Genomic DNA, 26,351 nt, shown 5'->3' on the forward strand with positions numbered 1-26,351 from the left:
GCGCCTACATAGGCTTCGGCTTACGAATTGCCGCCGTATTGTTCCTGCACGGCGGCGGGCATTTCATCAAATTGCACTTCTGCCCAGGTAACAACACCACGGAATGGGGCTACCTTCAGGCATAAGTAGGCATCGTCAGTGAGAATCCGGCTCGTTTCAAAGTTCAGTTCTTTTTCGGCCCCGGTTTCATCGTAGGCGCTTAATGTGTAGCGATAATTCATCGCTCCGTGTGGTGCGATCTCGGTTACACAGTCGTTGTCAATTTGCGTGTAGTAATCGGCGCTTTTCTGCGTGGCAAGAAAAGCAACCGCGATAAACGCTACTACCAGGATATGGAGATGTTAAAAGAGCTGGGACGGCGTATTCAAAAAGCCCGTAAGGTGAAAAAACTTACACAACAGGAACTCGCTGATTTGAGCCATGTTTCGCTGAAGCACGTTCAAAGTTGTGAACGAGGGGAAAAGAACCCTTCTTTTGAGGTTCTGCGTGCTTTTGGTAAAGTTTTGAATTTGTCCTTGGACTCCCTGATGAATCTTGATCTGCCCGAAGATGAACAATCCGCCAACGATATGCGGCAGCTCTACCTTTCGTGCCCTCCGGCGGCCAGAAAGGCGCTGTTAAACTCGGCCCGTGCGCTGGCTGATGAACTAAAAGAGATGACGCAGGCAGACGAATGTGACCAAGATAAAAAAGCAGAGGAGAAATAAGCCGGTGGAGGAATAAAAATCCCCCACCGGCTCTTTTTTTGCCGCTATTCGGCGGTCATGTTATTGGGCCGCGTCCAGCAGACGCGCCAACTTCTTCAGTCCGCGACGGATGCTCGCCCACACGCGGCGGCGGTCGGTGCCCTCGATCTGGGCGATCTCGGCCACCGTCATGCCCAGGTAAAACCGGGCGTAGATACGCCGGGCCTGGACGGCGGTCAGCTGCATCAGCGCGGCGTACACTTCCTCCCGCAGCTGCTTCTGCTCCAGGATTTCCTCCGGGGTGAGCGGCCGGTTGAGGGCATCGTTTTCAATGCCATCCTCCCGGTTCAGAGAGTAGTGGGCCTTGTGCCGGAACTTCCGGCGTTCGTAGGCGGCATCGTCCTGCTCCTGGCCCCGGATCGCGGCCACGACTTCCTCGGCCACGTCCACAAAGACATCGGTTTTATACACATCGGGATACAGTTCCCGAAGATTGATCTTCTGCATTATGTACCTCCATTTCGATTCACGGGTTGACGGGTGAACCGAAATGAAGGCGGTGGGCGACACCTTTCGGGGAAATTCCCAAAAAAACGACAAGGAAAAGCGCCAGCATCCGAAGAACGGCGGCTGGCGCTGCTAAAAGAGGACTTATGACGCTTATGGACCAGCCACGATAGTGCCTGTTCATAAGCAGATGGAGGCCGATTGACGGTCAGGCTTTTTTTGGCAGGTAAATTCCTGCCGAATTATGTCGAAGCAGTCTTTGCTTCACGGCGGCTCCCTCCTAAAGCCGCCGTGTCAGCGTGTAGGCGTCACTCCTTTGTCGAGGGCATAAGGAACGGCGGCCTTGATTTTCTCAAAGCCGCCGCAAGTGTGTTTAGGGCATAGCGATTGCCTGCTGTACGACGGCTTTTTTTCTTTTGCCGTCGTCCGGCAGTGGTGCAATTATTTACTGGTCGATGAGTTTGATCTCGTACACTATTGGATAATAAAAGGGAGTTTCTTCGGTAAAAGAGTCTTTCAGCGTTACGCTGACAGCATCCCCTGGTTTGAAATCAGTAATTGCAATTTCTTCTCCACTGGCATTTAACAGCTTGGTATCCTCGCTGATGCCGAGAGAGTTCATGGGGTTACTATAAATTTCCGTTGTCCGCTCCACAATCAGCCGGATTTCTCCGTCTGCCTGCGTTACCGTTTCTTGCACAACCGCCTCAAATGACTTTTTAGACCATCCAGAGGGGTTGGCTATCATAACCGCAGCAACAACAATAATTGCAACCGCAGCAACAGCTATTGCGATATGTTTTTTACTTTTCATCTTTCGCCTCCTTACGAAACTTGATGTTTCTTAAATCCGATCCGGGCAAAGGGGAGCAGGATCAGCGCCAAAGCAACATACAAAACAGCTCTCATTGTAAAGGCGTCCAGAACGACCGAACCGAGTTGATAAGATATATACGATCCAAAGTTCGGTTTCAGTGACTGGTAGGGGGTCAGAAAAACAAGCAGATTGTAAAGGCCGCTGGTTCCATTCGGGGTGAGGAACATGGGGATAAACAAAACCGGCATAATTACAATCAGTACCTGATAGGGGCTTCTCATTCTGGCCGACAGGAAAAGCGTCAGGGCGATCATTGCAATCAGTACCAGATAGATGATACCCAAATTGATGAGTGTTCCTTCCAAAAACGTCAGCGGATACGGAACAGTGGTTCCATTGATCTGCAAAAGAAGGTTCCACCCGTCAACTCCAAATGCCGTAAGGGGAATTGCAAGGGCGACAAGAACGTGGAGTGTAAACGCCAGCACACCAAACAAAAGAGCAGCCCAAATTTTTGCGGTAGTTAATTTGGTCTTTCCGTATTTCCCGGATAGGATGACCGCATCTGTTCCAGACTGATATTCGCCGGAGAAAACAGGTGCAATCACAATGCAAATTGCCAAAATCGCAAACATCAGTAACTCAAAGGCAGAAATAATGACTTCCCAGCCTCCAAAATAGCCATACTGAAAAGGTTCTTTCACTTGGCTGTTCATATTCTGCCAATACGCCTTTTCTTCGGCAGATAAATCTTTGGACGTATCGTTCAGGATCGTTTCAATTTTATCCTGTCTTGCCTGATAGAAATCCGTCCCGTTAGAAATATCCAAGTCCGGGAGCGCATTATAGCCCACGCTTACGTTTGGCTCCGCATAATTTTTTGCAATCAAGGCGAGCAAATCTTCTCGTGGGGCAATGCCGTTCCAGTAGGCATCTTCAATCAAAAATACCTCATTTCCGTCATAGCCTATATTATCAGGATCAGCAAAAAGCTCCTGCACTTCCCGAATTTGTTCAGTAACGTACTCATTTGTCAGAGGGACAGAGATTTCGGCGTACTGCTCTTTTTCGTATGCAATCCCTTCAAGCCCCCGCAGGACTCCATCTTGATTGTAAATCTGAAACTGCAAGATCGGCATAACGAAGAAAACCGCCGTTATGAGCAAGCTGACAGCCATCACGATCAGAGTGGATTTTTTTCGCAGGATTTTCAGAAATTCAAACTTAACCAAGGATTTCATCGCTTTCACTCCCTTCATTCTGCATATCTTCACTAAAATGGTACAGGAACAAATCTTCAAGGCTCGGTTCGACGTTGTGGGCATCTGGCGTAGGAGCCTCATCCTCTACAATACGCAGTCGAACTTGATTGCCCTCGTGATGCAGGTTGACAACGCGAAGATTTCTGCTGTATTTTGCAGCGTCCCGTTCAGTCACCATGACCTCCCACACTTTGCCCCGCATACTTTCCGTAACAGTTTCCATCGGCCCTTGGAGCAAAATTTCCCCCTGCTTCATTATCAGAATGGTATCTGCGATATACGAGACATCCGAAACGATGTGGGTAGACAGGATCACAATCTTGTCTTTGGCAAAGTCGGAGATAATATTGCGGAAGCGAACCCTTTCTTTAGGGTCAAGGCCCGCAGTCGGTTCATCCAAAATCAGGATGTCGGGGTCATTCAGTTCTGCTTGCGCGATTCCCAACCGCTGTTTCATGCCGCCGGAATACGAACGAATTTTCTTGCCTGCTACATCATGCAGGTTTACCAGTTCTAACAATTCCTCTGTACGGGCTTTTGCCGCTTTTTTATCCATCCCTTTTACTGCGGCCATATAGAGCATAAACTCGCGGGCCGTAAAATCAGGATAGAAGCCAAAGTCCTGTGGCATATAGCCCAGATGTGTGTAATACTGCTCGCCCAATGTCTGAATTGTTTTTCCGTCCAGACGGATACTGCCGGAAGTAGGTTTCAGAACGCCGCAAATCATCCGCATCAATGTGGTTTTGCCAGCCCCATTTGCGCCAAGCAATCCGTACACACCAGGTTCTAAATTGACGCTCACATCATCAACAGCAGTTTTGGCTCCGTATTGCTTACGCAAATGCTGTAATTGTAGCTTCATAACAAACCTCCTGTTCGTTTTGAATTTAGTCCAATAAGAAATGGGTGAACTATGGTTATAGCATAGCTCACCCATCTTAGGTCTGACTTTTCTGTATCTTAATTTAACCTTAATTCACTGGGAGACGAATTGAAAATTCAGTCCCCTCGCCAATTTTGCTCTTAACGGCAATCTCGCCTCCATGAAGGACAATGATCTGCTTCGCAATCGCAAGGCCCAATCCGCTGCCCTCTGTTTTTTCCTTTGTATTTGTCCCCCGATAGTACCGGGTAAAAAGTTCGGCCTGCTCGGCTTCGCTTATGCCGATGCCGTTATCACGGACAGAAATATAAATATTCTCTTTTTCTTTCAGCACAGATACAATCACTTTTGTGGTCGGCGGATTGTGAACAAGTGCATTGATAACAAGATTGCTTATCGCCCGATGGAACAAATCGGGATCAATCGAAACTGTAAACTCAGGAAGGTCGCACGCAAACTCTATGTTCCTATCAGAAAATGCCGGATCATTTGCAATGTCAATTACCAATTCTTTCAGATAGCGCACCAGTCGTACCGGCTGCGGACGAAATGGGAAAGCACCAGATTCCAGTTGATAGGTCAGCTTCAAGTCATTCATCAGTTTTTCAGCGTAATCTACATTTTTCAAAATGATAGTACCATATTCCTGCGCCGTTTTGGTATCAACATCGGTTCCGTCTGCAAGCAGTTCCGCATAGCCCTTAACAGGAGAAAGCGGGGTTTTCAAATCATGAGTGATGTTCGTGATCCACTCCCGGCGTACACGGTCTGTTTCTTCTTTAATCTGATCGCTATGTCGGATTTCTTCATTCATCTTGTTCAGCGCCATATAGACACTGCCGAAAGTGCCTTTTTCCGGGATGGTTGTATAAACTCGGCGTGAAATATTTCCAATTCCCTTGGCTATTTTTCCTGTTTGATGTGTAAGCCAAATGCCATAGATTAGAAGCAACGCACTCCCGGCAAAGATCACGCCGAACAAAGATAGGGTAAATACAGGTTTAAGGCGACCGACAACTTCACCGTTGTAGTACAACATATATTTGCCGACATCATAGGGAAAGCCAATCAGATAATTCCATGTCTGTTCATCTTCTTCAAAACTGCTGACAAAAACCGTATATCCGTCCTCATAATCGCTTGTACTGAAGGCCATTAATTCAGACGCAGTATATTTTGTAGGAAAGTTCTCTGGCTTGTTATGGGAAATCACCTCCTGCCCGGTTTCATCAATAACCTGTAGCCACAGGCCATACTCGTCCAACCGTTCCAATCCAATATCCTCTATCTGGAGTGTTCCTTTATCATTTTTCATCCATATCGAAAAATTGTCAGTAAAGCGATTCGGCCAGGTAGCCAAACTCAATCCCTCCGGCTCCGGGATAGAAAATAAGATATAGAATAGTCCTATCCCAGCTCCAATAAACAGAATTATCAAAACAAAAAACAATGCAACTATCCGAAGCAGCGGATTCAACTTCCATTTATCTTTCATAGGGGTTCACCAGCTTATAGCCTAAGCCTTTCATCGTGATAATGTATTTTGGGGTTGCCGGATTATCTTCAATCTTTTCACGCAGATGTCGGATATGTACCATCATGGTGTTATCACATCCAAAGCTGTCCTCGCCCCAAATTCTTTCATATAAGCGTTCCCGGCTAATAACACGGCCTCTGTTCTGCGCCAGATCATACAAAATCTCAAATTCCTTTGCGGTCAACTCTAAGTCTTTTCCGTTTTTAGAAGCGCGGCAGCCATCAGGATCAATCGTTAGCTCTCCAATGGTAATTGCGTGGGGTTGTTCTGCACTCTGCCTGTATTCTGCCCGCCGCAGTTGGGCTTTCACTCGGAAAGCAACCTCTTTGGGACTAAATGGCTTCGTCACATAGTCATCGCCTCCTACGGCAAGCCCAAGAATTTTATCCACTTCATCATTTTTCGATGAAAGGAACAGGATCGGGCAATGTGAAAATTGCCGAATACGTTTGCATACCTCATACCCATCAATATCGGGCAGCATTACATCCAAGATGATGGCATCTGGATTTACTTCTTTGCAGGTACTTACGGCATTATTTCCGTTGTCCACTTTTAGGATGTTGTGAAAGCCTTCTATCGTCAATGCTTTTTCCAGCAGATCCAAGATGTCTGGCTCATCGTCAACGATCATTATTTTATACTCGCTCATACTATACCCTCCTTTGGGGGATTATTGTTCTTAATGCGTCTGTCGATGGGTTTAGTTGCACCCTTTGGAATTAGCCAGACACCGGCCATTTTCACAGCGCCGGGAATACGATCCGCAGCGCAATAGTAGTTTACCCGTCGAGGGGTCACACCCCATTTTTCGCTTGCCTCTTTCAAAGTCATATAGTCCATATTCAGCCCTCCACATACAACATTATAGTTCTTTTGCTCGAACAAAGCAAGGCTGTAACTTCGTGCTGAGCATCACAGATTTAGATTTGCGGAGTGACTGGCAAGCGATGCTTGTGGCTATCCAGATAGCCCCACGCGCTTGTTGAGGGCCACGCCCCCAAGCCCCCTTTGAACACAGATTTTCAATCTGTGGCTGCGCGTTCTGGCGAACGCTTTTGACCGCGACCAGCTCACCGCTGGATGCGGCCCTGTGCGCCGAGATCAGCAGGAGCCGGGACGAGGTGAAACGCTGCGTCGAGTGCGGGGCCGTGTTCACGCCGAAGTCCAACCGGGCCAAATACTGCCCGGATTGCGCGGCGCGGGTGCGTCGGAAGAAAGAGGCCGAACGGCAGCGGCAAAAATACTGGCAGCTTTCCGGGAAATGAGCTGCGCCAAAGGTAGATTTTTTCAAAAAGATACGATAGACTATAATTATCCCCGCGAAAGAGAGGTACATAGCAATGGGCGAATTGATAAATACTGACGCGATCCAGCTATTTGAAGATAAAAAAATCCGTACTGCATGGGACGAAGAACAAGAAGAATGGTACTTTTCCATTGTGGACGTTATTTCCGTTTTGACCGGCACAGAAAATCCCCGCCGGTATTGGAGTGACTTAAAGCGAAAGCTGAAAAAAGAGGGCGCGGTTGAGTTGTACGAGAAAATCGTACAACTGAAAATGCTGTCCTCCGATGGGAAAAGGTATAAAACTGACGTTGCCAATACAGAACAGCTATTGCGGATTATCCAGTCTGTCCCCTCCCCGAAAGCCGAGCCGTTTAAGGCGTGGCTGGCAAGGGTGGGCCGGGAACGGATTGAAGAAACCATTGACCCGGAACAGGCCATTGACCGGGCGTTAGAAACCTATCTGAAAAAAGGTTATTCCGAGGAATGGGTACATCAGCGCCTTTTGGCAATCCGCATCCGCAATGAGCTGACAGACGAGTGGCAAAAGCGCGGCGTGGAAAAGGGAAAGGAATATGCAATCCTGACTGACGAGATTTCCCGCGCATGGTCGGGCATGACAACCCGGCAGTACAAAAAACTGAAAGGCTTGAAAAAAGAAAACCTCCGGGACAACATGAGCGATCTGGAACTGGTTCTGACAATGCTTGCCGAAGCTACTACAACGGAGATTTCTAAAACTGTAAAGCCTGCTACTTTTTCTGAAAATCAGAAAGTGGCGCAAAAAGGCGGTTCGATTGCGGGAAATACCCGGAAAGAGATTGAAGATACAACAGGAAAGCCGGTGATTACTTCCCAAAACGCCAAAGACTTCCGGCAGCTTATAACGGATATTGTAGAGGACGCCGCCGCCATGCCAGAGCAAACAGAGGAAAAAGACGACAACAAGGATGAATAACGCCTGCATTCTACGCATTTAGGCCGCTAAAAGTCCCGCCGCAGCGGGCTTCTGGCGAACGATTGACGGGGCGGCAATAGGATTTATCCAATCCCCGCCGAAACAGACTTCTAAATGCGTAGAAAACAACCCATAAGAAAGCGCCGGACGCGGCGGCCTGCTGGCCCTGCGCCCGGCGTTTTCTCATAGGCTGTCCTTTAGGATGGCCCGGATCAGCTTGTTTTGCAAGCGGTGTTTCATGTACTCGTCCAACCGCACATGAGGCGTCCCGTCCAGCTCGTAGAGCGTCCGGGTACACAGCTTGTTTATGTAGCCGTCGTAGTACCGCAAGATGCGCTCCATTGCCAGCGGATCACCAGCGCGGGCCTCTGCAAAGACTGACAGGGGCAGAAGCACCCTGCCGTGGAATGTGGGCTGCTTCATTTCGCGTTCCTCCCTCCGCTGTCCCCCAATCTGTGCCGCAGTTCGTTCAAAGTCTTTGTGCGGTGGCGCTGGACGGCGCTGCGGGACATCCCCACAAGGCCGCCGATCTCGCCGTCCGCCATAGCCGCGACAAAGCGCAGAATTAAAATCTGCTGCTCCTGCTCCGGCAGGCTGGCAAAGGCTCCGGCCACCAGCTCGTCCCGGATATGCAGGTCATAGCCAAAGGCCGAGAACATAAAACTATCGCTGGGGTATTCATCCAGTGTACAGAGCTTGTCCCATTGCGCCGGGGAAATATCTTCTAAGGATGTTTGTCGGTTACGGTATCGCTGCATTTCCCGCAAATAATCAACGGCTTCATGGTACAGAACCAGCTTGCAGTAATGGTCGAGTTGACAGCGTTCCACATAATTAGGAGTGTATTCTTTCATCTTCTCACCCCCGATCTGCGGGAGAGTGAGAAGTAAAAGCTGCTGATACCACTCCTTTCACTGGCAGCAATGTGGCGGCCCCGGCCCGCACCGAATAACCGCAGGAAACAACAAATTTCGCCCGGTAGGTTGCAGACCCACCGGGCGAAAACGGAAGCGATATGCAGTTGATTTACATGGTATAATACATATTGGCAGGCGCTTTTCCCCGTAGATGGGGACGGATTTTTTTTGATAGCGCATACCCCGTTGTATTCTGTCGAAACGCTCTTTGCTTCATGGCGGCTCCCTCCGTGGGCCGCCGATCCTGCCAACGTCAGGGTGTTGTTCTTTGTAATGGCACAGAATACGGCGGCCTTGATTTATTCAAAGCCGCCATGCTTTAGTTAGGCGCAGGAAAAGGGCTGCTGTACGACGGCTTTTTTTCTTTGCCGTCGTCCGGCAGAAATTGGGGTATCTTTATTTTGATATTATTTTAAGGCCCAATTCTCGCAGAAATCTCGCAGGGAAACAGGTTTTGACAAAATTCCCCCCTTGAAATCTCACAAGTTTGTGACATTTCAAAATTTCAGAATGATAGCTTGTCGTTCCTGTCCACAAAAGATAAGATAAAAGAAATTCCAAAAAAGCACTTCATCGTGAGGTTTCTGTGACATTTGATTGGTACACTATAAAGAAAAGGATGTGAGCGAATGAGAATTTTAGTGGTTGAAGATGACCGCCTTTTGAATAATACCCTTTGCTATAACCTGTCTGCCGCTGGTTATGAAGTCGATGCTGCCCTGACGAAAAGCGTTGCCGAACGGTTTTGCAGAAAACAAGAGTATGATTTGATTGTCCTTGACATCAACCTGCCGGACGGCAATGGGTTTGATTTTTGCCGGGATATTAAGGAAAGCCGCCCGGACACTGCTGTAATCTTCCTGACGGCAAATGATATGGAAAGTGATATGCTCAAAGGCTACGAGCTGGGGGCCGATGATTATGTGACAAAGCCTTTCCCCATGAGCGTATTTCAGAAAAAGGTGGCTGCGCTGCTGGCCCGGATCAGAAAGCAATCTGGCGGCGACTTTTACAATGACGGCAACCTGTTTATCAACTTTACGGAAATGACCGCAACGCGGGGCGGGGAAAGCATCTCTTTTACCCCGATGGAATACCGGCTTTTGAAAGTGCTGACGAAAAATCCGCAGATTGTTTTGACCCGGCAGGTGCTATTGGAAAAGCTGTGGGATATTGACGGAAATTTTGTGGATGAACACGCGCTGACTTCCACAATCAGCCGGGTACGAAGCAAAATTGAAAATCCAGATCATGCCTATATCAAAACCGTCTACGGCATGGGCTATATGTGGATTGGGGGCGGTAACAAATGAGGACGGATAAACTCTCGGTCAACAAAGTGTGTATGGTCGTGTGTGCAGCACTTTTCCTGCTTTCGGTCGCTATGTCATGTACCATATACTTTTTAACAAGGAACATATTGGCGCTATGCTGTGGATTGCTTTATGCGGTTTTCGTCGCCGGGTGCATGGTTGCTTTTCTGGCCTTTTTGCGTCGGAAATTGACGCTGTTTTCGGACGCTCTGTGCAAGCTGCTGGACGATATGATGTCAGCAGATCAGGCCCCGCCGCAGTACACAGAGGAAGAAAACCTGTTTTATAAAATCCAGCACCGGCTTTCCCGGCTCTATGAAGTGCTGCGGGAAAGCAAAAGCAGTATTGCAAAGGAACGAGCCGACTTGCAGGAATTGATTTCGGATATCTCCCATCAGGTCAAAACGCCGATTGCAAACCTGAAAATGCTGGATGCCACTTTGTTGGAACAAACTGTAACGCCGGAAAAGCAGAGAGAATTTCTTCTGGCTATGGACAGCCAGTTAGACAAGCTGGATTTTCTCATGCAGGCAATGATTAAAACATCGCGGCTTGAAGCCGGTGTAATTGCTTTGGAGCCGAAGCCACAGGCCATCTATGATACCCTTGCTGCGGCGCTGGGTGGTATTCTGCTGAACGCAGAACAGAAAAAGATTGCGGTCACGGTAGATTGCCCGGAAACGGTAACGGTAGCCCATGATCGAAAATGGACAACCGAAGCCATGTTCAACATTCTGGATAATGCGGTGAAGTACACGCCAGAGGGCGGGAAAATCCATGTGGCTGTGGTGTGCTGGGAAATGTATGTGAAGATTGATATTTCCGATACGGGCATTGGTATTCCAGAACAACATCAAGGAACGATTTTCAAGCGGTTCTATCGTGAGGACAGGGTACATGACGCACCCGGCATCGGGATCGGCCTATATCTTACCCGTGAGATTATCACCCGGCAAGGGGGCTTTATCCGCGTTGCCTCGGAAGTTGGCTCTGGCTCTACCTTTTCGGTGTTCCTGCCCCATTCTTGAAATGTCACAGAATTGTGACATTTCGGGGCGATTTATAGCAAAATTATCGAACGGCTGTGACATTTCTGCGAGGATTACCATTTATAATGATGTAAATAAAAAAGAAAGGAGGGGTACTATGAGGAAAAAGATCACGGCAATCGCTTTGGGATGTGTACTTACACTGGGGCTTTCTATTACTGCTTTTGCGGCATCGGCAAGTTTTTCGGCAACCCTACCAGCTCATCAGGGCGACACAGAGGTTAGTACGGTAAGAAAAGCAACGGATGCCAAAAACTTTTCGATTACGATTGATTCCATTGGTTCAGGTACAGATCAGGTCTGTGCATGGACAGAGGGCGATTCGACAGGAACCAACTATTCCAGCCCTTACAATCAGGTTGGCATTGGGACGAGCAGTGTGACTTATACGAAGCAGCCTCAAATTGGCGAAAATGTTGTCTTGAATTTAGACAACCCCGTTGATTTAGCCACATCGGTTAAAGTATCTGGCTCTTGGACGCCAAACTAATAAACTAAGTGATTGTTTATCGTGTAGGGGCAAAGGTAGTTGATACTTCTTTGCCCCTATATTAACTGAAAGGAGTTCTTGATGTCATACTTTGTTTCAGATGTAAAAAAGATATATAAAAACCGATTAGTACAGATTACTTTGTTGCTTATGGGAATTGTTGCTATATCTGATTCTCTGTTTGTGCGTTTCGTATATGGAGGGCAGCCGGGCTTTTCTGAACAAGTGGGCGCAAATCCTTTTCAATTTTGGTTGCTGATGAACTCGTCCGGCTGGGGACATACCGTATATCGGACTTTGCTGTTTGTGTTTCCTGTTTTATCAACAGGTTTGATTTTCATTAACGAGAGGAAAACATCAATATATGAACTGCTGATTGTCCGAAAAAGCAGAACACAGTATTTGATTTCAAAAATCGCCTCTGTTTTTATTGTGACCCTTTTTAATTTTCTGCTGATCTTCATTGTGAATTTAATTGTGACGAACTTATGTTTTTCCGCAGATGCACCTCTGACGGAACAATATAACTTCCTTGTTCCCAAAGAAGGATCACTTGCAAGAAATCTATATCAAATTAGCCCGATAATGATGGAACTGGCATATAGTTTTCTCAATGCCTTGGCGATTGCGTTGATGTCTGTTTTAGTTCTTGGAATACACATGATTTTCAGATTTCAAAATCGCTTAATTGCTTTTCTGGCACCGTTTCTTATCCTTTATGTAGTCAACTATGCAGAGGGATTGTTGCTTGCAAATTATATGCAATATAATCTGTCCATCATTATCCAGCCCAGAGCAGCCAGCGCCCTTTCCACCTGTATTACTACGGCTGATGTAGTGCTGGTCTTTGCTTCTCTTTTTGCTGTTGATGTCATAGTGGCGTTCATTGGATGCCGCAGGAATAGGGATGCCTTATGATTGTACTACATCGGAAATTCTTAATTTATGCGGGTGGGTGCTTGTCGCTATTTTCGGCAATGCTTTTCTGCCTGACTATGTTTACTGATGGGCAAAGCACATGGTTTTCGAACCTTTTCTTCGACAAATTAGTTGTATTCCTTTTGACGCCGCCGTTTCTGTTTGGGGCACTGTTAATTGACAGAAGCATGATGCCGGTCACAATCATTCGCACTAAGGGAAGAATACCTGCGCTGATTTTACAACTGCTCCAGCAATACTTTTTGGGATTTGTATATTTAACGGTCTGGTTTATCCTGATAATATTCTTTTCCCTGTTTAAGTTTGGGGGCGTATTTTCCGGCGCGGATGCGATCTATCTTTTATCGTGGTATGTCCGCTTCCTGCTTGGGTTTCTAATTATGGTAAATGGCTCTGTAATCTTGAAAAAGAGTAACAATAAGCTGATGAAGTCCGCTTCTTACATTATGGTATATCTGATTTTCGTATTAGAAGTGCTTACGATTATCCCGGAGCTGGATCAGCAATTTGGAATTGAAATAAACCTTGTGTTTTCATGGATGTTCTGCAATGGAACAATGTGGGTTATTGCCATGCCGGTCATTCTGATTATCCTGACAGGCACTTTATTGGTCGTAACTCAGAATGAGGATATTTTTTAGTATCGAGGTAGGAGGAAGCTAAATGAATATAAAGGTCGAAGCACTATCGAAAAAGATAAATGGGGCTATGGTTCTTAAAGATATTTCCTGTGAATTTGTAAGCGGGAATATTTATGGTATTGTCGGTAAAAACGGTAGCGGCAAAACCATGCTGCTGCGTGAAATTGCCGGGCTGATCCGCCCTACAAAGGGCAGTATTTCAGTGGACGGAAAGACACTGCATCACGATATTTCTTTTCCTCCGAACTTAGGGCTGATAATTGAAAAGCCGGATTTTCTGAATTATTTGACGGGCTTTGAAAACTTGAAGATGTTGGCAGAAATTAGACATCGTGTTGCCGATGATAAAATTAAAACTCTGATGACAAAGTTTTCGCTGGAACCAAATTCTAAACAGACTGTCAAAAAATACTCTCTTGGTATGAAGCAGAAAATAGGGATTATTCAAGCGATTATGGAGAACCCCGATATTTTGATCTTGGACGAGCCGTTTAATGCTTTGGACGAGGATACGGTTTTACTTGTGCGTAATTTATTGCTTCAATACCGCAAAGACGGAAAATTGATTGTTATTACTTCTCACCACAGAGAGGATATAGATGCAATATGTAATCACATCTATCGTATGGAGGAAGGACAACTAATTGCTGCAAATTAAGTGTGCAAACTCTATTCTTGAAATGTCACAGGATTGTGACATTTCAAGGCGTTTTAATAGGAAATTCAAGAACCATCGTGACATTTCTGCGAGGATTTACCTTTACAATGGAACCATCAAAAAGAAAGGTGGTAGAACTTATGACTATTTTACAGACAACAGATTTGAAAAAATACTATGGAGACGAGCCGAACATTACAAAGGCTCTGGACGGCGTTTCTCTCTCGGTGGAACTCGGAGAATTTGTCGCCATTGTCGGCACATCCGGCAGCGGCAAATCCACACTGCTGAATATGATTGGCGGTCTGGATGTTCCCACTTCCGGCAAGGTCATTGTGGATGGCAGAGATTTATCTACTCTGAATGACGAGCAGCTTACCATTTTCCGCAGACGGAAAATCGGCTTTATATTCCAAAACTACAACCTTGTCCCTGTCCTCAACGTCTATGAGAATATTGCCTTGCCCGTGGAACTGGACGGCGACAAAGTAGATAAGAAATTCATGCAGGAAGTCGTTCGGATGCTGGCCTTGGAAGATAAGCTGAACAATATGCCGAACAATCTTTCCGGCGGCCAGCAGCAGCGTGTCGCCATTGCCCGCGCTCTTATTTCAAAACCGGCTATCGTGCTGGCAGACGAACCGACGGGCAATCTTGACAGCCGGACGAGCAGCGATGTTCTGGGCCTGTTGAAAGTCACCAGCCAGAAATTCCATCAGACGCTTGTCACGATTACCCATAACAGCGAGATCGCCCAGCTTGCAGATCGGATTATCCGTATTGAGGACGGGAAAATCATGGAGTGAGGGGGTGCCATAGATGAATGATATTTTGTTTGGCAACAATAACATGGCCGTTATCAAACGCCTTTCAAAGAGATATTTTAAGAAAAACAAAGTGCGGAATATCGCCGCAATTTTAGCCATCTTTTTAACGGCGTTCCTGTTTACCTCTATTACATCCCTTGCTTTCAGTATGGTATCTTCGCTTCAACTCTCCATGCAGATGCAAAAAGGCAGTAAAGCAGACGGCGATATTCGCTATATGACCGAAGCTCAATATGAGCAGCTTATCAACAGCGATTTTGTTGAGCAGGCCGGATGCAGGCGGGTTATTGGTTTTGCAACAAATTCGCCCGGACACAGCATTGAAATTGATTATGCTGACGCCATTCAGCAGGAATTGACTTTCTGTATGCCGACACACGGGGAGGCTCCGCAAGCAGCGAATGAGATTTCCACCAGCGATCTTGCTTTGGAAGCCCTGGGAATTGAAGCCGAAATTGGCGCACAGGTTCCCGTTGAGTTTGAGTTGCGGGGCCAGACCTATCATTTTGACATGGTACTTTCTGGCTGGTGGGAAGCAGCGAACGATGTTAGCAGCCTAATGATTGTGTCTGAAAAGTTTGTTGAGGAAAACCCCGATTTATTCCGTAATACCTTTGCGGAAGATAGAGAAATGGCTGGCACCTATCTGTCCGATGTGGTTTTGAAAAATAAGACGGATGTAAAGGGCCAGTTACAGGAATTTGCCCGTTCCGTTGGCGGGAACACCGATGATATGAATGCAAGCAATTATATTCTCTGTGCAGAGAATGATGTAACCGTACAATCCATAGATCCGCTTATGGCGGTTGCCGTTGTAGGGTTTGTGCTTCTCTTTATGGCTTGCGGGTACTTGCTGATTTATAATATTTTTGATATTTCTGTCATGCAGGATGTTCAGCAGTACGGGCTTCTTCGGACAATCGGATGTTCTACCCGGCAGATCAAAAAGCTGGTAAACCGTCAGGCCGTTTGGCTGACGGTGATTGGTCTGCCCATCGGCTTGGTTGCGGGATTTCTTGTGAGTTGGGCGCTTCTCCCCGTTGTCATGGAGTTTTTAAGATATAACGCTTTGAACGCAACCGAAGTATCGCTATCTCCGTTGATTTTTGTAATAGCTGCTTTGTTTACTATCCTGACTGTATTTATCAGTACCCGGAAACCCGCAAAAAAGGCAGCAAAGGTATCCCCATTAGAGGCGATCCGCTATACCGGGCAGGAAAATATCAAGAAGAAAGTAACAAAACGGACACAGGGAGCAAAGCTGCCCCGTATGGCTCTTGCAAACTTAGGCCGGAGTAAGCGGCGTACAATTTTCATTGTGATTTCCATGCTCTTGTGTATTGTCTTGCTTAATTCTGCTTTTGTAATTACTCAAAGTATGGATGAAAACAAATGGATCAGCCGACAAACAAAAACAGATTATACTGTCTACAATTCCACTGCCGTCAATCAAACTGCTCCGTTTATGTATCACGAGGATGGACTGCCTTTGGCTGTGCCGGAATTGATAAACCAACAAGCCGGTGTAGAAAATGGAAGATACTTGTATCGGAATACCTTGGATGATACAGATGTAACCGTAGATTACGGTATTGAAATCTTTACGATTGAAGGTACTGACGAGTGGAATGGACGTACTTTTGCTTATGGTAGTAATGCACGCGTAGCTATTGCGCCAGATGCGGGAAATCAATGGTATGGAAATGTTTTTGGTGTGTCTGATGCATTTTGGGATGATATAACGGTTTATGACGGAGAAAAAAATATTGACACGCTCAAACAGAAGATGCACACCGGGGAATATGTGATTATTGGCTATTACATGGATAAGCTGACTGGCGAGCCGGACTTTGGGGTATTTGGCGAACAATTTCAAATGGGGGATAGTATATCATTTTATAAGAATGGTGAATTAGTAAAAACCTGTACTGTGCTTGCAATCGCAAATATGACTCCTTATGAATATGAAACATCTTCTGGTGCATTAGCTGCATCACGCATAGGTGGGGACGCACCATTTATCTACATGACAGATGAAATGTTCGGGCAGTTTTATGACAATGCCACTCTATTCAGCTATGGATTTGATGCTACTGACGGTTACGATCAGCAGATTGACGGTTTTCTGAACGATTTTACAAGCAACAATTCTTCTGTTTCCTATACTTCTACGGCACTAATGAAACAGCAGCTTGCCTCTATCGGGAATATCGTATTGCTTGTAGGTGGTATGATTGGTGTGATTATGGCTTTTGCCGGGTTAATCAACTTTACCAATATGATGATTACCAACATTATCACCCGCCGCCATGAATTTGCTACCATGCAGAGCATTGGCATGACAAACCGCCAGCTCCGTCGTATGATGATCTATGAGGGGATTTATTACGCGGGGGCTGCGGATATAGTCGGCGCTATTTTTGCAGCCATTGTTGGCTTGACCGTCCTGAAAAGCGTTTTGAACTCGTCCGCGATGTGGTACTTCACGCTGCATTTCACTTTGGTTCCGGCATTGATTATCGCGCTGGTGTATCTGCTTTTGGCTGCGGTGATCCCGGTCATTGTCCTGCGCTTCTTCAACAAGGGTACTGTTGTGGAACGCCTGCGGACATCGGAATAAGCCTTCCTGTCTACGCATTTAGGGCGATAAAAAGCCCACAATTTCAAGGCTTTCCCAGCATGGTCGGCGGGCTGGCGGGACAGATTATCCAATCCCCACCAGAGAGGGCTTCTAAATGCGTAGAGGAAAACCCATAAGAAAGCGCCGGACGCGGCCTGCTGGCCCCACGCCCGGCGTTTTCTCACAGGCTGTCCTTTAGGATGGCCCGGATCAGCTTATTTTGCAAGCGGTGTTTATTTTATCATTGAATAGTTCGGCTGGCTATGCTATTCATTCCTCTATGATTTGTGTTTGGTCGATTATCTCTGGCTGATTACTCTGAATGCCTTCATTGAGGGTTGGAACGCTGAAAAACACGGCAATGAAAATGTTTATTAAAATTATAGCCGCCAATATAATGGCAACAATTTTCCAGATACGGCGTGAGCGGCGATTTTTGATTGCAAGTTGCTCATTTATCCTTGACAACTGCTCTGCGACATCGCTGGCGGTATTTTCATTTTCAATTTTTGCCCCCAGCAATTCGCTGACAGACACTTCCAATATTTCAGCCAACCGAATAAGAGTATCAGCGTCAGGAACAGATAAATTTTTCTCCCACTTAGAAATGGTCTGTCGGACTACATGGAGCCTTGTTGCCAATTCTTCCTGCGAAAAACCTTTCTGCTTTCTGAGAGTTTTTAAGTTTTCTCCAAACATTGTTCGTTACACTCCTTTGCTTTGATAAATCTAAAGTAACACATTAGCCATCGTACGGCAAGCAACGTAGATTAACAATAACGCAACTGCTTGAAAAATAAAGGCTTTCACCATTAAAGCTACTTGAAAATGGATTTCAGAGGAACTTTTAAGGCTTTTCCGGCATGGTCGGCAGGCAGGTGGGGCAGATTACCCAATCCCCGCCGAAACAGGCTTTGAAATGCGTAGAAAACAACCCATAAGAAAGCGCCGGACGCGGCGGCCTGCTGGCCCTACATCCGGCGTTTTCTTAATATTCAATTACCAGTGTTTCCTCCCGTCCATCTGGAAACGTGTAAACAAACTTTGCTGCTATATCTTTGCAAGCCCAGAAAAACGGCTCGTTGCACTATATACGCCGATGCTTCTGCATTTTAAGAGTAGATTTAATACTCCCTTTTCTGGAAAATAAATTTTGATATGAAATAGGAACTCACATAAGCAATTATTGTAACTGCCGTAACAATCACTAAACTAATATAATACAATGTATCTGAAACATTTCCATCCGAAAAAGTATTAACCAGCATAGTAAGGATAAATACAATTCCTATCGAGCCGATAACACCAATAACTAAAATAACTTCTGTTTTTTCCGCACCCCATAAATAATAAAGGGGATAAGAAATTGCTCCAATCAAAATTGCCAGTATTCCCCCGCCTAACACTAATGTAATAGCATCACGGAAACCATAGTAAAAATACTGGTCGCCATGAATAATTACCGTAAATGCCATAAAAACGGCTACAACAACAACACCGGCTATACTCCATATTGTATGACTAATATATTGACTTTCAATAATGCTTTTACGTCTAATTGGCAAGGTGAGTTTATATTTTTCCCATTTCGATGCACTTTCTTTACGCAAACAAGAAATCATTAAAACTGCAATAATCGGGGGAGCGATAAGAGAAAAAGCAGGAAGTAATGTGGCTTCTCCTGTTATAAGCAGTACAATTCCAAAAATCATCACAACAGCAATGACAATTTTTACATTTTCAACAATTCCATAGAAGTTATTTCTTAAAAGACCTTTCATTTCTGTTCTCCTTTTACCAATATCAGCATTATTTCATCAATCGTGGCACAGTCAATAGCAATATCCGCATACTTTCGTTTGGCAGCTTCTTTGTTATCAACCAACACGTCAATCTGATAATCTTGTCTGCGATATGCAAGGATGTCGTTTTTGTCTAAGCCTTCAAATTGTTTCTCTTTGCAACGCAGTATAGCATATTTATAGATCAGATTATCTTTTGACTCGGTTAGAATAATACGCCCTTGATGGATGAAAGTAATGTAGTCTGCAATTTTTTCCAAATCACTTGTAATATGAGATGAAAGGAGAATTGAATGGTCGTCTGAACCAACAAATTCCAGAAAAACATCTAACATTTCATCTCTCATAACGGGATCAAGGCCGCTGGTTGCTTCATCCAAAATAAGCAATTTCGGGTGATGTGATAGCGCGACTGCGATTGCTAATTTCATTGTCATGCCTTTTGAGTATTTGCCGATTTTTTGTTTCTCGTTCAAATGGAATGTATGTAAATACTTTTGGAACAGAGCATCATCCCATTTTGAAAAAATACCTTTCATAATGTTTGAAAGTTGTCTGGCAGTCAAGTAGTTGGGAAAGTTATCGCCATCATAGACAACACCAATTTCATTTCGTAACTCCGTATCTTTATCCTGCATTTCCTTGCCGAATAGCTGAATTGAACCAGAATTTCGGGATAGCGTGTTTAATATACACCCTATGGTTGTAGTTTTACCAGCACCGTTTTCACCAACAAACCCCATAACAGACCCCATAGGGACTGCAAATGACACATTTTCTAAAACAAAATCTGACATTTCATAGGTCTTACATACGTTGTCGAGTTTTAATGCGTAATTCATGTTATTCGTCCTCCATATAAAACATCGTGAGCAATTCCGTTAGTTTAGATAAAGGAATATTACTTACACGTCCAATATCAGCGGCTGCCTGCAAATGTTCTTCTGCAATACGCTGTTGTTCTTCTTGATAAAATTCTTTGTTTCGTGCCGATACAAAGCTACCTCTACCGACGGTTGTTTCAATAAAACCATCCCGTTGTAAATCTTCGTATGCTTTTTGAACAGTAATAACACTGACATGGATGGATTTAGCCAATGAACGCATTGACGGAATAGCATCGCCCGCTTGCAATTCCCCACTCATTATCATGGCTTTAATTTGTGTTGTTATCTGCTCATAGATCGGCTTATTCGCATTATTGCTGATTATGATTTCCATGCTTCACCACCTCTCTCAAAATTGTATTTATTGTACAAGCACATTATATCCGCATACAGGATGATTGTCAATACCACTAATGGTGTTGCAGAAGTACGCAAAATACAGGCCGGAATAGGGGTGACGAAGCGTGAAGATATGGAAAAGGCATTTCCGCCTGTGTTTTCAGATTTTATTTTTGTTGTGGTAGCCGGATATAGCCCGGTTGAATATGCCTCCTGTCTACGCATTTAGGACGATAAAAAGCCCACAATTTCAAGGCTTTCCCGTCATGGTCGGTGGGCAGGCGGGACAGATTTTCCAATCCCCACCAGAGAGGGCTTCTAAATGCGTAGGAAAATTCTTCTGATGGTGGTATTCCCGGTGCTTCTGTGGTATGCTCATAGTAAAACTATGACAGGAGTAGTTAAGGAATGGCCGAACAGGAAATGTTGCTGGACAGCGCCACGATCAAGGCCGCCGTCGCAGGCGAGAAGTGGGCTACGGAAAAGGTGATTGAACACTATGCCCCCATGATCGACGAGCTGGCCGTGGACGAGGATATGAAACAGCACTTGATTATGAAGCTGTTGGAAGCCCTGCCGAATTTCCCGATGGAGCAGGCATAAAGGCAAAAAAACAGCGCCGGACGCAGAGGCCATACAGCCCCCGCGCCCGGCGCTTCGCTTTACCAAGGTTATCAACGGTTCTGCTTCTGATCACGTTCTTTCTCAATCTGTTTTCCATCCTCAAAGCCCAGGACCCGATCCACGTTGTTCTTGACCGTCAGCAGCTCCCGCATGGCGGCGCGGGTCTGCCGGTACTCGGCGTAAGCCGTTTTCTTATCTGTCAGCAGCTTGGCATACTCGGTCTGAAGCTCCTTGATGGCGGGCAGCTTCTTCACATTCAGCTCGTTGAAGGCTTCCTTGGCGGCCTGGTGCAGTAAGATTTCTTCCTCATGCTCCTGCCGGAATTTCTTTGAATATCCGGCCTTGCGGTAGGCCACATAGGTGTCGCGGGTCTTGGCATAGTTGACGATGTGGGTGCGCAGTACGGCAATCTCGGCCATGCGCTTTTCGGCGGCCTTGATCTGGTCGGACAGCGCGTGGTAGCGGGCCGTCGCCTCTGTCGTTTTGGTTTCCAGATCGGCATAATCCAGCAGCCCGTGTTCGGACAGATAGTTGAGGGTCTGCGCCATCTGTTTGAGGTTGAACACCTTGGCCCAGCGGGCATACCCGGCACCTTTCCCGGCCTGCAATTTTGCCTGGATGTCCACCAGCAGATTGACCCTGGGCGGGGCGGCCTGTGAGGCAGATTGCTTGCGGGGCGTATGCTCTTTCTGGCCGGAAAGAACCGCCAACAAATCGTCCAGCGTGTAGCCGCCCCCCAGCCGGTCAAAGCGGACGTTGTTGCCCCAGCCCTCCGCGCTGATGGAGATGGTCTTGCCGCGCCGGTGAACGGTAAAGCCGTCCTGCTCCAACAGGCGCAGCAGCTCCTCCAGGCTGGCCGGTTTCTGCGCCAGTGCCCGGTCAATAGCCTGGCGCAGCTGCTCCTTGTGGGAGGGCTTGGCCGCATCGCCCAGCCATTTGTTGTAGCTCTGGCCGCGCCGCTTGGGAGCCTCCACAATGGAGTAGCCGTTTTCGATGCAGATGGTGTCGCTCAGGCGGTGGACGGCGCGGGTGCTGCCCCAAAAGTTGCGGAACTTGCGGTCGCACTCCAGCGTGGTGGAGTTCCAGATAATATGGTTGTGAACGTGGGCCTTGTCAATGTGGGTGCAGACGATGAAAGCGTGCTTACCCTTGGTGAATCGCCGGGCCAGCTCCACGCCCAGCCGGTTGGCTTCCTCCGGCGTGATCTCGCCCGGCACAAAGGACTGCCGCAGATGGTAGGCGATCACGTCGTCCGCACCGCGCACCCGGCCGGTGCGGGCGGCGTAGGTCTGCTTGTCCAGCAGGAACTGAGCGTCGGCCACGCGGCTGTCACACTGGTAGCTGGTGATGAGCCTGCCGTGGTCGGTCTTTTCTGGATTTTTTACATAGTCGATGATGTCGCTGATGGCCTTGCCGACCGTGCGGCCCTTGCCGGCGTGCAGCGGCATGATACGGGTGGTGGCCATGTGGGTGCCCTCCTTCCTCAAAAATTAAGATAGCAACAGGCAAAAGAAAAAGGACGGCTCTGTAAAAGCTGTCCTTGTTTCATTGAACTTGGTCTATATTCGATTGCTGCTGCGTTTTCAGTTCTGCAATCCGCTTGCTGTCTACAAAGTGGGTCGCATACCACTTTTCAACTTCCGGGTTACCGCTTTTGCTGAACCGCAGCGGGATAACCGGCTTATGCCCCTGGCCGGTTTTCTTCTTCACGCCCCATCGCTTGTAGTAACAGAAAGAAGGCTTTAAGCCAGTTTTCTGCGCGTACACCCGCATCTGGTGCATGATGAAAGACAGCTTTCGCAAATTGACCGTGCAGACCCGTTCCAGGTAATCTACCTTTCCGAACCGCCAATCCTCATACTTTTGCTTTGGCAGGACGCCAATGTCCATCAACACATCTACCGGGGCGGCGTAACCTCGCCGCTGACATTGGTGGTAGACCGACGAATGAACTTTCCCAATCAGCTCTTTCTCATTCATGGGCAGAACCATCATTTTTCTCATGCCAGTTTTTCAAGACAGCTTCCACCTGGGCGATCAGCTGCTCCTTGTCCGGCATATAGAGAACATAGCGGGATGCAAAAATGTTGTTGGAAAGACCGCCCAACGCATATTCCGCCGCCACACTATCTTTCTCGGTGCAGAGAATGATGCCGATAGGCGGGTTGTCATCGGGGTCGTTGACTTCGGCGGCATAGTAGTTCAGATACATATTGAGCTGTCCGGCAGCTTCCGGCGTCAGTTTTGTGGTTTTCAGCTCAATCAAAACATACGCCCGCAAGATTTTGTTGTAGAACACCATGTCCACATAATAGTGGGTATTGTTTAATGTAACCCGCTGCTGTGTTCCCACAAACATAAAACCGCGCCCCAGCTCCAGCAGGAACTTTTCGATCTGCGCTACCAGAGCCTTCTCCAAGTCGCTTTCCAACATGGGCTTGTTTTCCGGCACACCCAAAAATTCAAATACATACGGATCGCGGATAATATCGGCTGGCTGGTTGATCTCAATTCCTTTCTGCGCCAGAGAAAGGACCTTTTCTTTATTGGCGTCTCCGTTGGACAGCAGCAGGCGCTCATAAAGGGAGCTGTCGATCTGACGCTTCAGTTCGCGGACGGACCAGTTGGAATTGACAGCCTCCTTTTCGTAAAAGCTGCGTTTATTTGCATCAGAAATGCTTAAAAGTTCGCAGTAGTGGGACCAGGACAATTTGCCAGACACTGTCTGGCATTTTTCATACGCCAGATAAAAGGCCCTCATATTTTTGGTGTGGTATAAAAAAAGTTGACAGCTTATTCTCAAGGATTTCATAATAAAACCAAGAGAATAAGGAGGTATTCAAAGTGGCACGTAAATATGACCATGAATACAAAGTACAGGCAGTAAAACTTGCCAAAGAAATCGGCGGCGCTAAGGCTGCTAAAGAATTAGGAATCCCAGAAGGAACCATCCATACCTGGCTGAAAGCTGTTAGAGCAGGTAAGCTGGATATCGGGGAAGGCTCCCATACTCCCGCCAGCGCAATGAGCCTGTCAGAAGAGATTACCATGCTGCGCAAACGGGTGAAGGAACAGGATAAGGAAATACGCCGCCTGAAGGAAGAAAACGAATTCCTGGAGGAAGCCAGCGCTTTTTTCGCCGCCAGCCGTCGGAAGTCAGTAAAAACCAGAGAATGATATTTCTCGCTTTGAAAACAGAGGACGGCAGGATTACCGGAAAAATTTCATTTTATTGCCGGATGCTTGGTATCAGCCGGCAAGGCTTCTATAAATATCTCGCGAACAAAGACCGTCCATGGAAGTACCAGGATCTGGCGGATGCAATGAAAGAAATTATCAGTGAGGATGAATGTAACGATACTTATGGACGGATCCGGATGTATCAGGCGCTGTTGCTGAAGCAGCCGGAGGGCGTCCATATACCCAGTGAACGGACCGTATACCGGGTTATGGATCAGATCGGCCTGAGCCATCGGCCAAAGAGAAAGCCGAATGGGCTTACAAAGGCAGACCGGGAAGCCATGAAATCGGATGATCTGTTGAAACGGGATTTCCATTCAGATGCCCCATTAGAAAAATGTATTACAGATATCACGGAGATTCCGGCGTGCAATGGGAAACTGTATGTATCTGCGATATTCGACTGCTTTGATCTTAGCGTCCTCGGTCTGTCAATGGGAACAAACATGAAAGCAGATCTGTGTATCCAAACACTGGAAAATGCCCTGACTGCATATCCCACGTTGGAAGGAGCGATCATCCATAGTGACCGTGGAACACAGTATACCAGTGAGTCCTACCGCCAGACCATCCGGGAGCACCATATCCACCAAAGCATGAACAGTGCAGGAGGACGCTGCCATGATAATGCACGCTGTGAGAGTATGTGGGCCAGAATGAAGACGGAGCTTCTTTATGACCGTTATGACACAAAGCAGATGGAAGTAGAAGAACTAAAGGTACTTATCTGGAGATACTTCCTCAGCTACTGGAACAACCGGAGGATCTGCTCTGCCAATGGCGGCCTTCCTCCCATGATAAAACGCAGGCAGTATTATGAGGCTTTGGAACTGGTAGCATAGTCAGTGATATCCTTGAAATAAATGTGTCAACTAATCTTGACAATATCATTTTGGAGATTTGACCGCGAGAATCCTTTTCCCAATTCTCTCGTCAGCTCCTTTGCCAACTCCTTCAATGTCTGCTTGCCGTATTCAGCCCGGAGCTGGCTTTGCTGCTCGTATTCCACAATCGCACGGCCAATCTGCCAGTAAGTGGACAAAAGTTGGGTGTTGACCTGTTGTGCCACAGTGGTTCTTGCGTTTTTCACCAGCTCCCGGATTTCCTGGACCAACGGATTGTTCGGCGTCAGTTGGTTCGCCATAGAATCCCTCCTTGATTTCATCGGCATACCATGCTGCCGGTTTGCTCTTATTTATCAGTATATCCTATTTCTCGCGGAAAGTAAAACGCCAAAAACACGAGGCAACGTCTTACTTGCTTTGCTCCGTCACAATAGAGCCAAACTTTCCTTTCGTTCTAATCTTATCTACAAAATTAGCACAAAAGTAAAGTCAAAAATGCCGGGCGCTTTCTCCCGGCAATTCTTCGTCTCCCGTTCAGCCATACACCGCGTCCTGGATCGCAAACCGCAGGTCCTGCACCTTGCTCACCAGCCAGGCGGCAGCCATCGGAAGGCCCACCGGGCTGACCAGGAAAGCGATCACCAACAGGATCACGCCGTTTTGCGGCGAGTAGGTTACCAGCACCGCGATCCCCAGCAGCGCCACCACCGTGGAGGCCAGGCCGAAGATGAAGCTGGACACATACAGCAGTCCAAAGCATACCCAGGTGAACAGCATCAGCGCCAGCACTACCGGCGCAGCCAGGATTTTCAGCCCCAATTTCAAAACAAACAGCACCGCTCTCATTTCAGCGCCTCCTTCCGCCAGTCCAGGTAGGGCTGGCACAATTTTCCCACGGCTTTTTCATCGGCCTCTGTAACCTCTCGGCGGCCTTTCGTCCGGCGGAGCAATTCAAAGTCCTGGTAATCCGTGAGCAGCAGGTCAAACAGTTCCTCCGGGGTCCGGCAGAGGATGCCGTCCACGCAGTAGCGGGAATCCTTGTTCCAGGTCAATCGGACATAGCCGCGCTTGCAGGGGAGGACTTCTTCCTCCGGGTCACGCAGCAGATACTCTTGAAACAACTCCAAGATATTTTCAAATGTCAACATCAGCCTTCACCTCCGTTTCTGATGATATTATCGCCTGCGGCCCGCAAAAGTGCAACGATACGGGCAAAGAA

Annotated in this window: 33 protein-coding genes and 1 pseudogene; 14 read left to right on the forward strand and 20 right to left on the reverse strand. The window is 47.0% G+C overall.

The window, feature by feature from the left end; genetic code table 11:
* Nucleotides 1-20: 20 nt before the first annotated feature.
* The gene (locus AC0QUU_RS14125; RefSeq protein ID WP_474545594.1) at nt 21-332 is read right to left on the reverse strand and encodes a YxeA family protein; all 312 of its coding nucleotides are present in this window, start codon (nt 330-332) and stop codon (nt 21-23) included.
* On the opposite strand from AC0QUU_RS14125, the gene AC0QUU_RS14130 reads away from it, so the two are divergent.
* Nucleotides 264-707: a helix-turn-helix domain-containing protein gene (locus tag AC0QUU_RS14130; RefSeq protein ID WP_474543518.1), complete on the forward strand. Its 444-nt coding sequence runs from the start codon at nt 264-266 to the stop codon at nt 705-707. The genes AC0QUU_RS14125 and AC0QUU_RS14130 overlap by 69 nt on opposite strands.
* Before the next feature lie 60 nt (nt 708-767).
* On the opposite strand, the gene AC0QUU_RS14135 is transcribed toward AC0QUU_RS14130, so the two are convergent.
* The 7 genes from AC0QUU_RS14135 to AC0QUU_RS14165 all read right to left on the reverse strand — a co-directional run bounded on the left by AC0QUU_RS14135 (nt 768) and on the right by AC0QUU_RS14165 (nt 6,538).
* Nucleotides 768-1,193, reverse strand: a complete 426-nt coding sequence (locus tag AC0QUU_RS14135) for an RNA polymerase sigma factor (RefSeq protein ID WP_474543519.1) — start codon at nt 1,191-1,193, stop codon at nt 768-770.
* 445 nt (nt 1,194-1,638) lie between these two features.
* Nucleotides 1,639-2,007: a hypothetical protein gene (locus AC0QUU_RS14140; RefSeq protein ID WP_474543520.1), complete on the reverse strand. Its 369-nt coding sequence runs from the start codon at nt 2,005-2,007 to the stop codon at nt 1,639-1,641.
* A gap of 11 nt (nt 2,008-2,018) precedes the next feature.
* A complete protein-coding gene (locus AC0QUU_RS14145) occupies nt 2,019-3,251 on the reverse strand; it encodes an ABC transporter permease subunit (RefSeq protein ID WP_474545595.1) in 1,233 nt (410 codons plus the stop codon).
* Nucleotides 3,235-4,137, reverse strand: a complete 903-nt coding sequence (locus AC0QUU_RS14150) for an ABC transporter ATP-binding protein (RefSeq protein ID WP_474543521.1) — start codon at nt 4,135-4,137, stop codon at nt 3,235-3,237. Before AC0QUU_RS14150 ends, AC0QUU_RS14145 begins: the two co-directional genes overlap by 17 nt.
* 109 nt (nt 4,138-4,246) lie before the next feature.
* Complete coding sequence (locus AC0QUU_RS14155) at nt 4,247-5,653, reverse strand: sensor histidine kinase (RefSeq protein ID WP_474543522.1); 1,407 nt, start codon at nt 5,651-5,653, stop codon at nt 4,247-4,249.
* A complete protein-coding gene (locus AC0QUU_RS14160) occupies nt 5,643-6,347 on the reverse strand; it encodes a response regulator transcription factor (protein ID WP_474543523.1) in 705 nt (234 codons plus the stop codon). The genes AC0QUU_RS14155 and AC0QUU_RS14160 overlap by 11 nt, the downstream gene beginning before the upstream one ends.
* Nucleotides 6,344-6,538 (reverse strand): helix-turn-helix domain-containing protein, encoded by a 195-nt coding sequence (locus tag AC0QUU_RS14165; RefSeq protein WP_474543524.1) that lies wholly within the window; start codon nt 6,536-6,538, stop codon nt 6,344-6,346. Before AC0QUU_RS14165 ends, AC0QUU_RS14160 begins: the two co-directional genes overlap by 4 nt.
* A 233-nt stretch (nt 6,539-6,771) precedes the next feature.
* Here AC0QUU_RS14165 and AC0QUU_RS14170 point away from each other — a divergent pair.
* Nucleotides 6,772-6,963 (forward strand): annotated as a pseudogene (locus AC0QUU_RS14170) (hypothetical protein); the annotation flags it as partial.
* A gap of 75 nt (nt 6,964-7,038) precedes the next feature.
* Nucleotides 7,039-7,941 (forward strand): BRO-N domain-containing protein, encoded by a 903-nt coding sequence (locus AC0QUU_RS14175; protein WP_301946757.1) that lies wholly within the window; start codon nt 7,039-7,041, stop codon nt 7,939-7,941.
* A gap of 183 nt (nt 7,942-8,124) precedes the next feature.
* Here AC0QUU_RS14175 and AC0QUU_RS14180 read toward each other — a convergent pair whose 3' ends face one another.
* Both AC0QUU_RS14180 and AC0QUU_RS14185 read right to left on the reverse strand, forming a co-directional pair.
* Entirely contained in the window at nt 8,125-8,364 is a 240-nt protein-coding gene (locus AC0QUU_RS14180) for a helix-turn-helix domain-containing protein (RefSeq protein WP_087341445.1), read from the reverse strand.
* Complete coding sequence (locus AC0QUU_RS14185; protein WP_474543525.1) at nt 8,361-8,771, reverse strand: RNA polymerase sigma factor; 411 nt, start codon at nt 8,769-8,771, stop codon at nt 8,361-8,363. The genes AC0QUU_RS14180 and AC0QUU_RS14185 overlap by 4 nt, the downstream gene beginning before the upstream one ends.
* Nucleotides 8,772-9,487: 716 nt before the next feature.
* Between AC0QUU_RS14185 and AC0QUU_RS14190 the strand changes: the two genes are divergently transcribed.
* The 8 genes from AC0QUU_RS14190 (at nt 9,488) to AC0QUU_RS14225 (ending at nt 17,395) form a co-directional block, all read left to right on the forward strand.
* A complete protein-coding gene (locus AC0QUU_RS14190) occupies nt 9,488-10,171 on the forward strand; it encodes a response regulator transcription factor (protein WP_193500463.1) in 684 nt (227 codons plus the stop codon).
* Nucleotides 10,168-11,199 carry a sensor histidine kinase gene (locus tag AC0QUU_RS14195; protein ID WP_474543526.1) on the forward strand — a complete coding sequence of 344 codons (1,032 nt, stop codon included), beginning with the start codon at nt 10,168-10,170 and terminating at the stop codon, nt 11,197-11,199. The genes AC0QUU_RS14190 and AC0QUU_RS14195 overlap by 4 nt, the downstream gene beginning before the upstream one ends.
* A 118-nt stretch (nt 11,200-11,317) precedes the next feature.
* Nucleotides 11,318-11,710, forward strand: a complete 393-nt coding sequence (locus AC0QUU_RS14200; protein ID WP_204750609.1) for a hypothetical protein — start codon at nt 11,318-11,320, stop codon at nt 11,708-11,710.
* A gap of 81 nt (nt 11,711-11,791) precedes the next feature.
* Nucleotides 11,792-12,628 carry a hypothetical protein gene (locus AC0QUU_RS14205; protein WP_204750608.1) on the forward strand — a complete coding sequence of 279 codons (837 nt, stop codon included), beginning with the start codon at nt 11,792-11,794 and terminating at the stop codon, nt 12,626-12,628.
* Nucleotides 12,629-13,095: 467 nt separating this feature from the next.
* Nucleotides 13,096-13,290 (forward strand): hypothetical protein, encoded by a 195-nt coding sequence (locus AC0QUU_RS14210; RefSeq protein ID WP_474543527.1) that lies wholly within the window; start codon nt 13,096-13,098, stop codon nt 13,288-13,290.
* 22 nt (nt 13,291-13,312) lie between these two features.
* Nucleotides 13,313-13,948 (forward strand): ABC transporter ATP-binding protein, encoded by a 636-nt coding sequence (locus AC0QUU_RS14215; RefSeq protein ID WP_204750606.1) that lies wholly within the window; start codon nt 13,313-13,315, stop codon nt 13,946-13,948.
* A 140-nt stretch (nt 13,949-14,088) separates the two neighbouring features.
* A complete protein-coding gene (locus AC0QUU_RS14220) occupies nt 14,089-14,754 on the forward strand; it encodes an ABC transporter ATP-binding protein (protein WP_474543528.1) in 666 nt (221 codons plus the stop codon).
* Between the two features lie 13 nt (nt 14,755-14,767).
* Nucleotides 14,768-17,395: an ABC transporter permease gene (locus AC0QUU_RS14225; RefSeq protein WP_474543529.1), complete on the forward strand. Its 2,628-nt coding sequence runs from the start codon at nt 14,768-14,770 to the stop codon at nt 17,393-17,395.
* A 270-nt stretch (nt 17,396-17,665) separates the two neighbouring features.
* Here AC0QUU_RS14225 and AC0QUU_RS14230 read toward each other — a convergent pair whose 3' ends face one another.
* From AC0QUU_RS14230 to AC0QUU_RS14245, 4 genes are all read right to left on the reverse strand, one after another.
* Nucleotides 17,666-18,094, reverse strand: a complete 429-nt coding sequence (locus AC0QUU_RS14230) for a helix-turn-helix domain-containing protein (protein ID WP_474543530.1) — start codon at nt 18,092-18,094, stop codon at nt 17,666-17,668.
* A gap of 425 nt (nt 18,095-18,519) precedes the next feature.
* A complete protein-coding gene (locus tag AC0QUU_RS14235; RefSeq protein WP_474543531.1) occupies nt 18,520-19,176 on the reverse strand; it encodes an ABC-2 transporter permease in 657 nt (218 codons plus the stop codon).
* A complete protein-coding gene (locus AC0QUU_RS14240; protein WP_474543532.1) occupies nt 19,173-20,039 on the reverse strand; it encodes an ABC transporter ATP-binding protein in 867 nt (288 codons plus the stop codon). Before AC0QUU_RS14240 ends, AC0QUU_RS14235 begins: the two co-directional genes overlap by 4 nt.
* A 1-nt stretch (nt 20,040) precedes the next feature.
* On the reverse strand, nt 20,041-20,418 hold the full coding sequence (locus tag AC0QUU_RS14245; RefSeq protein ID WP_472837857.1) for a GntR family transcriptional regulator: 378 nt from the start codon (nt 20,416-20,418) through the stop codon (nt 20,041-20,043).
* Between the two features lie 413 nt (nt 20,419-20,831).
* Here AC0QUU_RS14245 and AC0QUU_RS14250 point away from each other — a divergent pair, with 413 nt between their 5' ends.
* A complete protein-coding gene (locus AC0QUU_RS14250) occupies nt 20,832-21,026 on the forward strand; it encodes a helix-turn-helix domain-containing protein (protein WP_177310995.1) in 195 nt (64 codons plus the stop codon).
* A 71-nt stretch (nt 21,027-21,097) separates the two neighbouring features.
* On the opposite strand, the gene AC0QUU_RS14255 is transcribed toward AC0QUU_RS14250, so the two are convergent.
* From AC0QUU_RS14255 to AC0QUU_RS14265, 3 genes are all read right to left on the reverse strand, one after another.
* Nucleotides 21,098-22,513 carry a relaxase/mobilization nuclease domain-containing protein gene (locus AC0QUU_RS14255; protein ID WP_474543533.1) on the reverse strand — a complete coding sequence of 472 codons (1,416 nt, stop codon included), beginning with the start codon at nt 22,511-22,513 and terminating at the stop codon, nt 21,098-21,100.
* Between the two features lie 79 nt (nt 22,514-22,592).
* Nucleotides 22,593-23,027: a hypothetical protein gene (locus AC0QUU_RS14260; RefSeq protein WP_183776480.1), complete on the reverse strand. Its 435-nt coding sequence runs from the start codon at nt 23,025-23,027 to the stop codon at nt 22,593-22,595.
* Entirely contained in the window at nt 23,020-23,808 is a 789-nt protein-coding gene (locus AC0QUU_RS14265) for a PDDEXK nuclease domain-containing protein (RefSeq protein WP_474543534.1), read from the reverse strand. The genes AC0QUU_RS14260 and AC0QUU_RS14265 overlap by 8 nt, the downstream gene beginning before the upstream one ends.
* Before the next feature lie 83 nt (nt 23,809-23,891).
* On the opposite strand from AC0QUU_RS14265, the gene AC0QUU_RS14270 reads away from it, so the two are divergent.
* A complete protein-coding gene (locus AC0QUU_RS14270; protein ID WP_055159092.1) occupies nt 23,892-24,224 on the forward strand; it encodes a transposase in 333 nt (110 codons plus the stop codon).
* Nucleotides 24,221-25,129, forward strand: a complete 909-nt coding sequence (locus AC0QUU_RS14275; protein ID WP_474543535.1) for an IS3 family transposase — start codon at nt 24,221-24,223, stop codon at nt 25,127-25,129. Before AC0QUU_RS14270 ends, AC0QUU_RS14275 begins: the two co-directional genes overlap by 4 nt.
* Before the next feature lie 26 nt (nt 25,130-25,155).
* Here AC0QUU_RS14275 and AC0QUU_RS14280 read toward each other — a convergent pair whose 3' ends face one another.
* From AC0QUU_RS14280 to AC0QUU_RS14290, 3 genes are all read right to left on the reverse strand, one after another.
* The gene (locus AC0QUU_RS14280) at nt 25,156-25,431 is read right to left on the reverse strand and encodes a DUF1016 N-terminal domain-containing protein (RefSeq protein ID WP_474543536.1); all 276 of its coding nucleotides are present in this window, start codon (nt 25,429-25,431) and stop codon (nt 25,156-25,158) included.
* A 235-nt stretch (nt 25,432-25,666) separates the two neighbouring features.
* Nucleotides 25,667-25,978, reverse strand: a complete 312-nt coding sequence (locus AC0QUU_RS14285) for a CD1845 family protein (RefSeq protein ID WP_474543537.1) — start codon at nt 25,976-25,978, stop codon at nt 25,667-25,669.
* The gene (locus tag AC0QUU_RS14290) at nt 25,975-26,280 is read right to left on the reverse strand and encodes a hypothetical protein (RefSeq protein ID WP_474543538.1); all 306 of its coding nucleotides are present in this window, start codon (nt 26,278-26,280) and stop codon (nt 25,975-25,977) included. The genes AC0QUU_RS14285 and AC0QUU_RS14290 overlap by 4 nt, the downstream gene beginning before the upstream one ends.
* Nucleotides 26,281-26,351 lie beyond the last annotated feature (71 nt).

The sequence above is a fragment of the Mediterraneibacter sp. HA8405 genome (genome assembly GCF_056148955.1).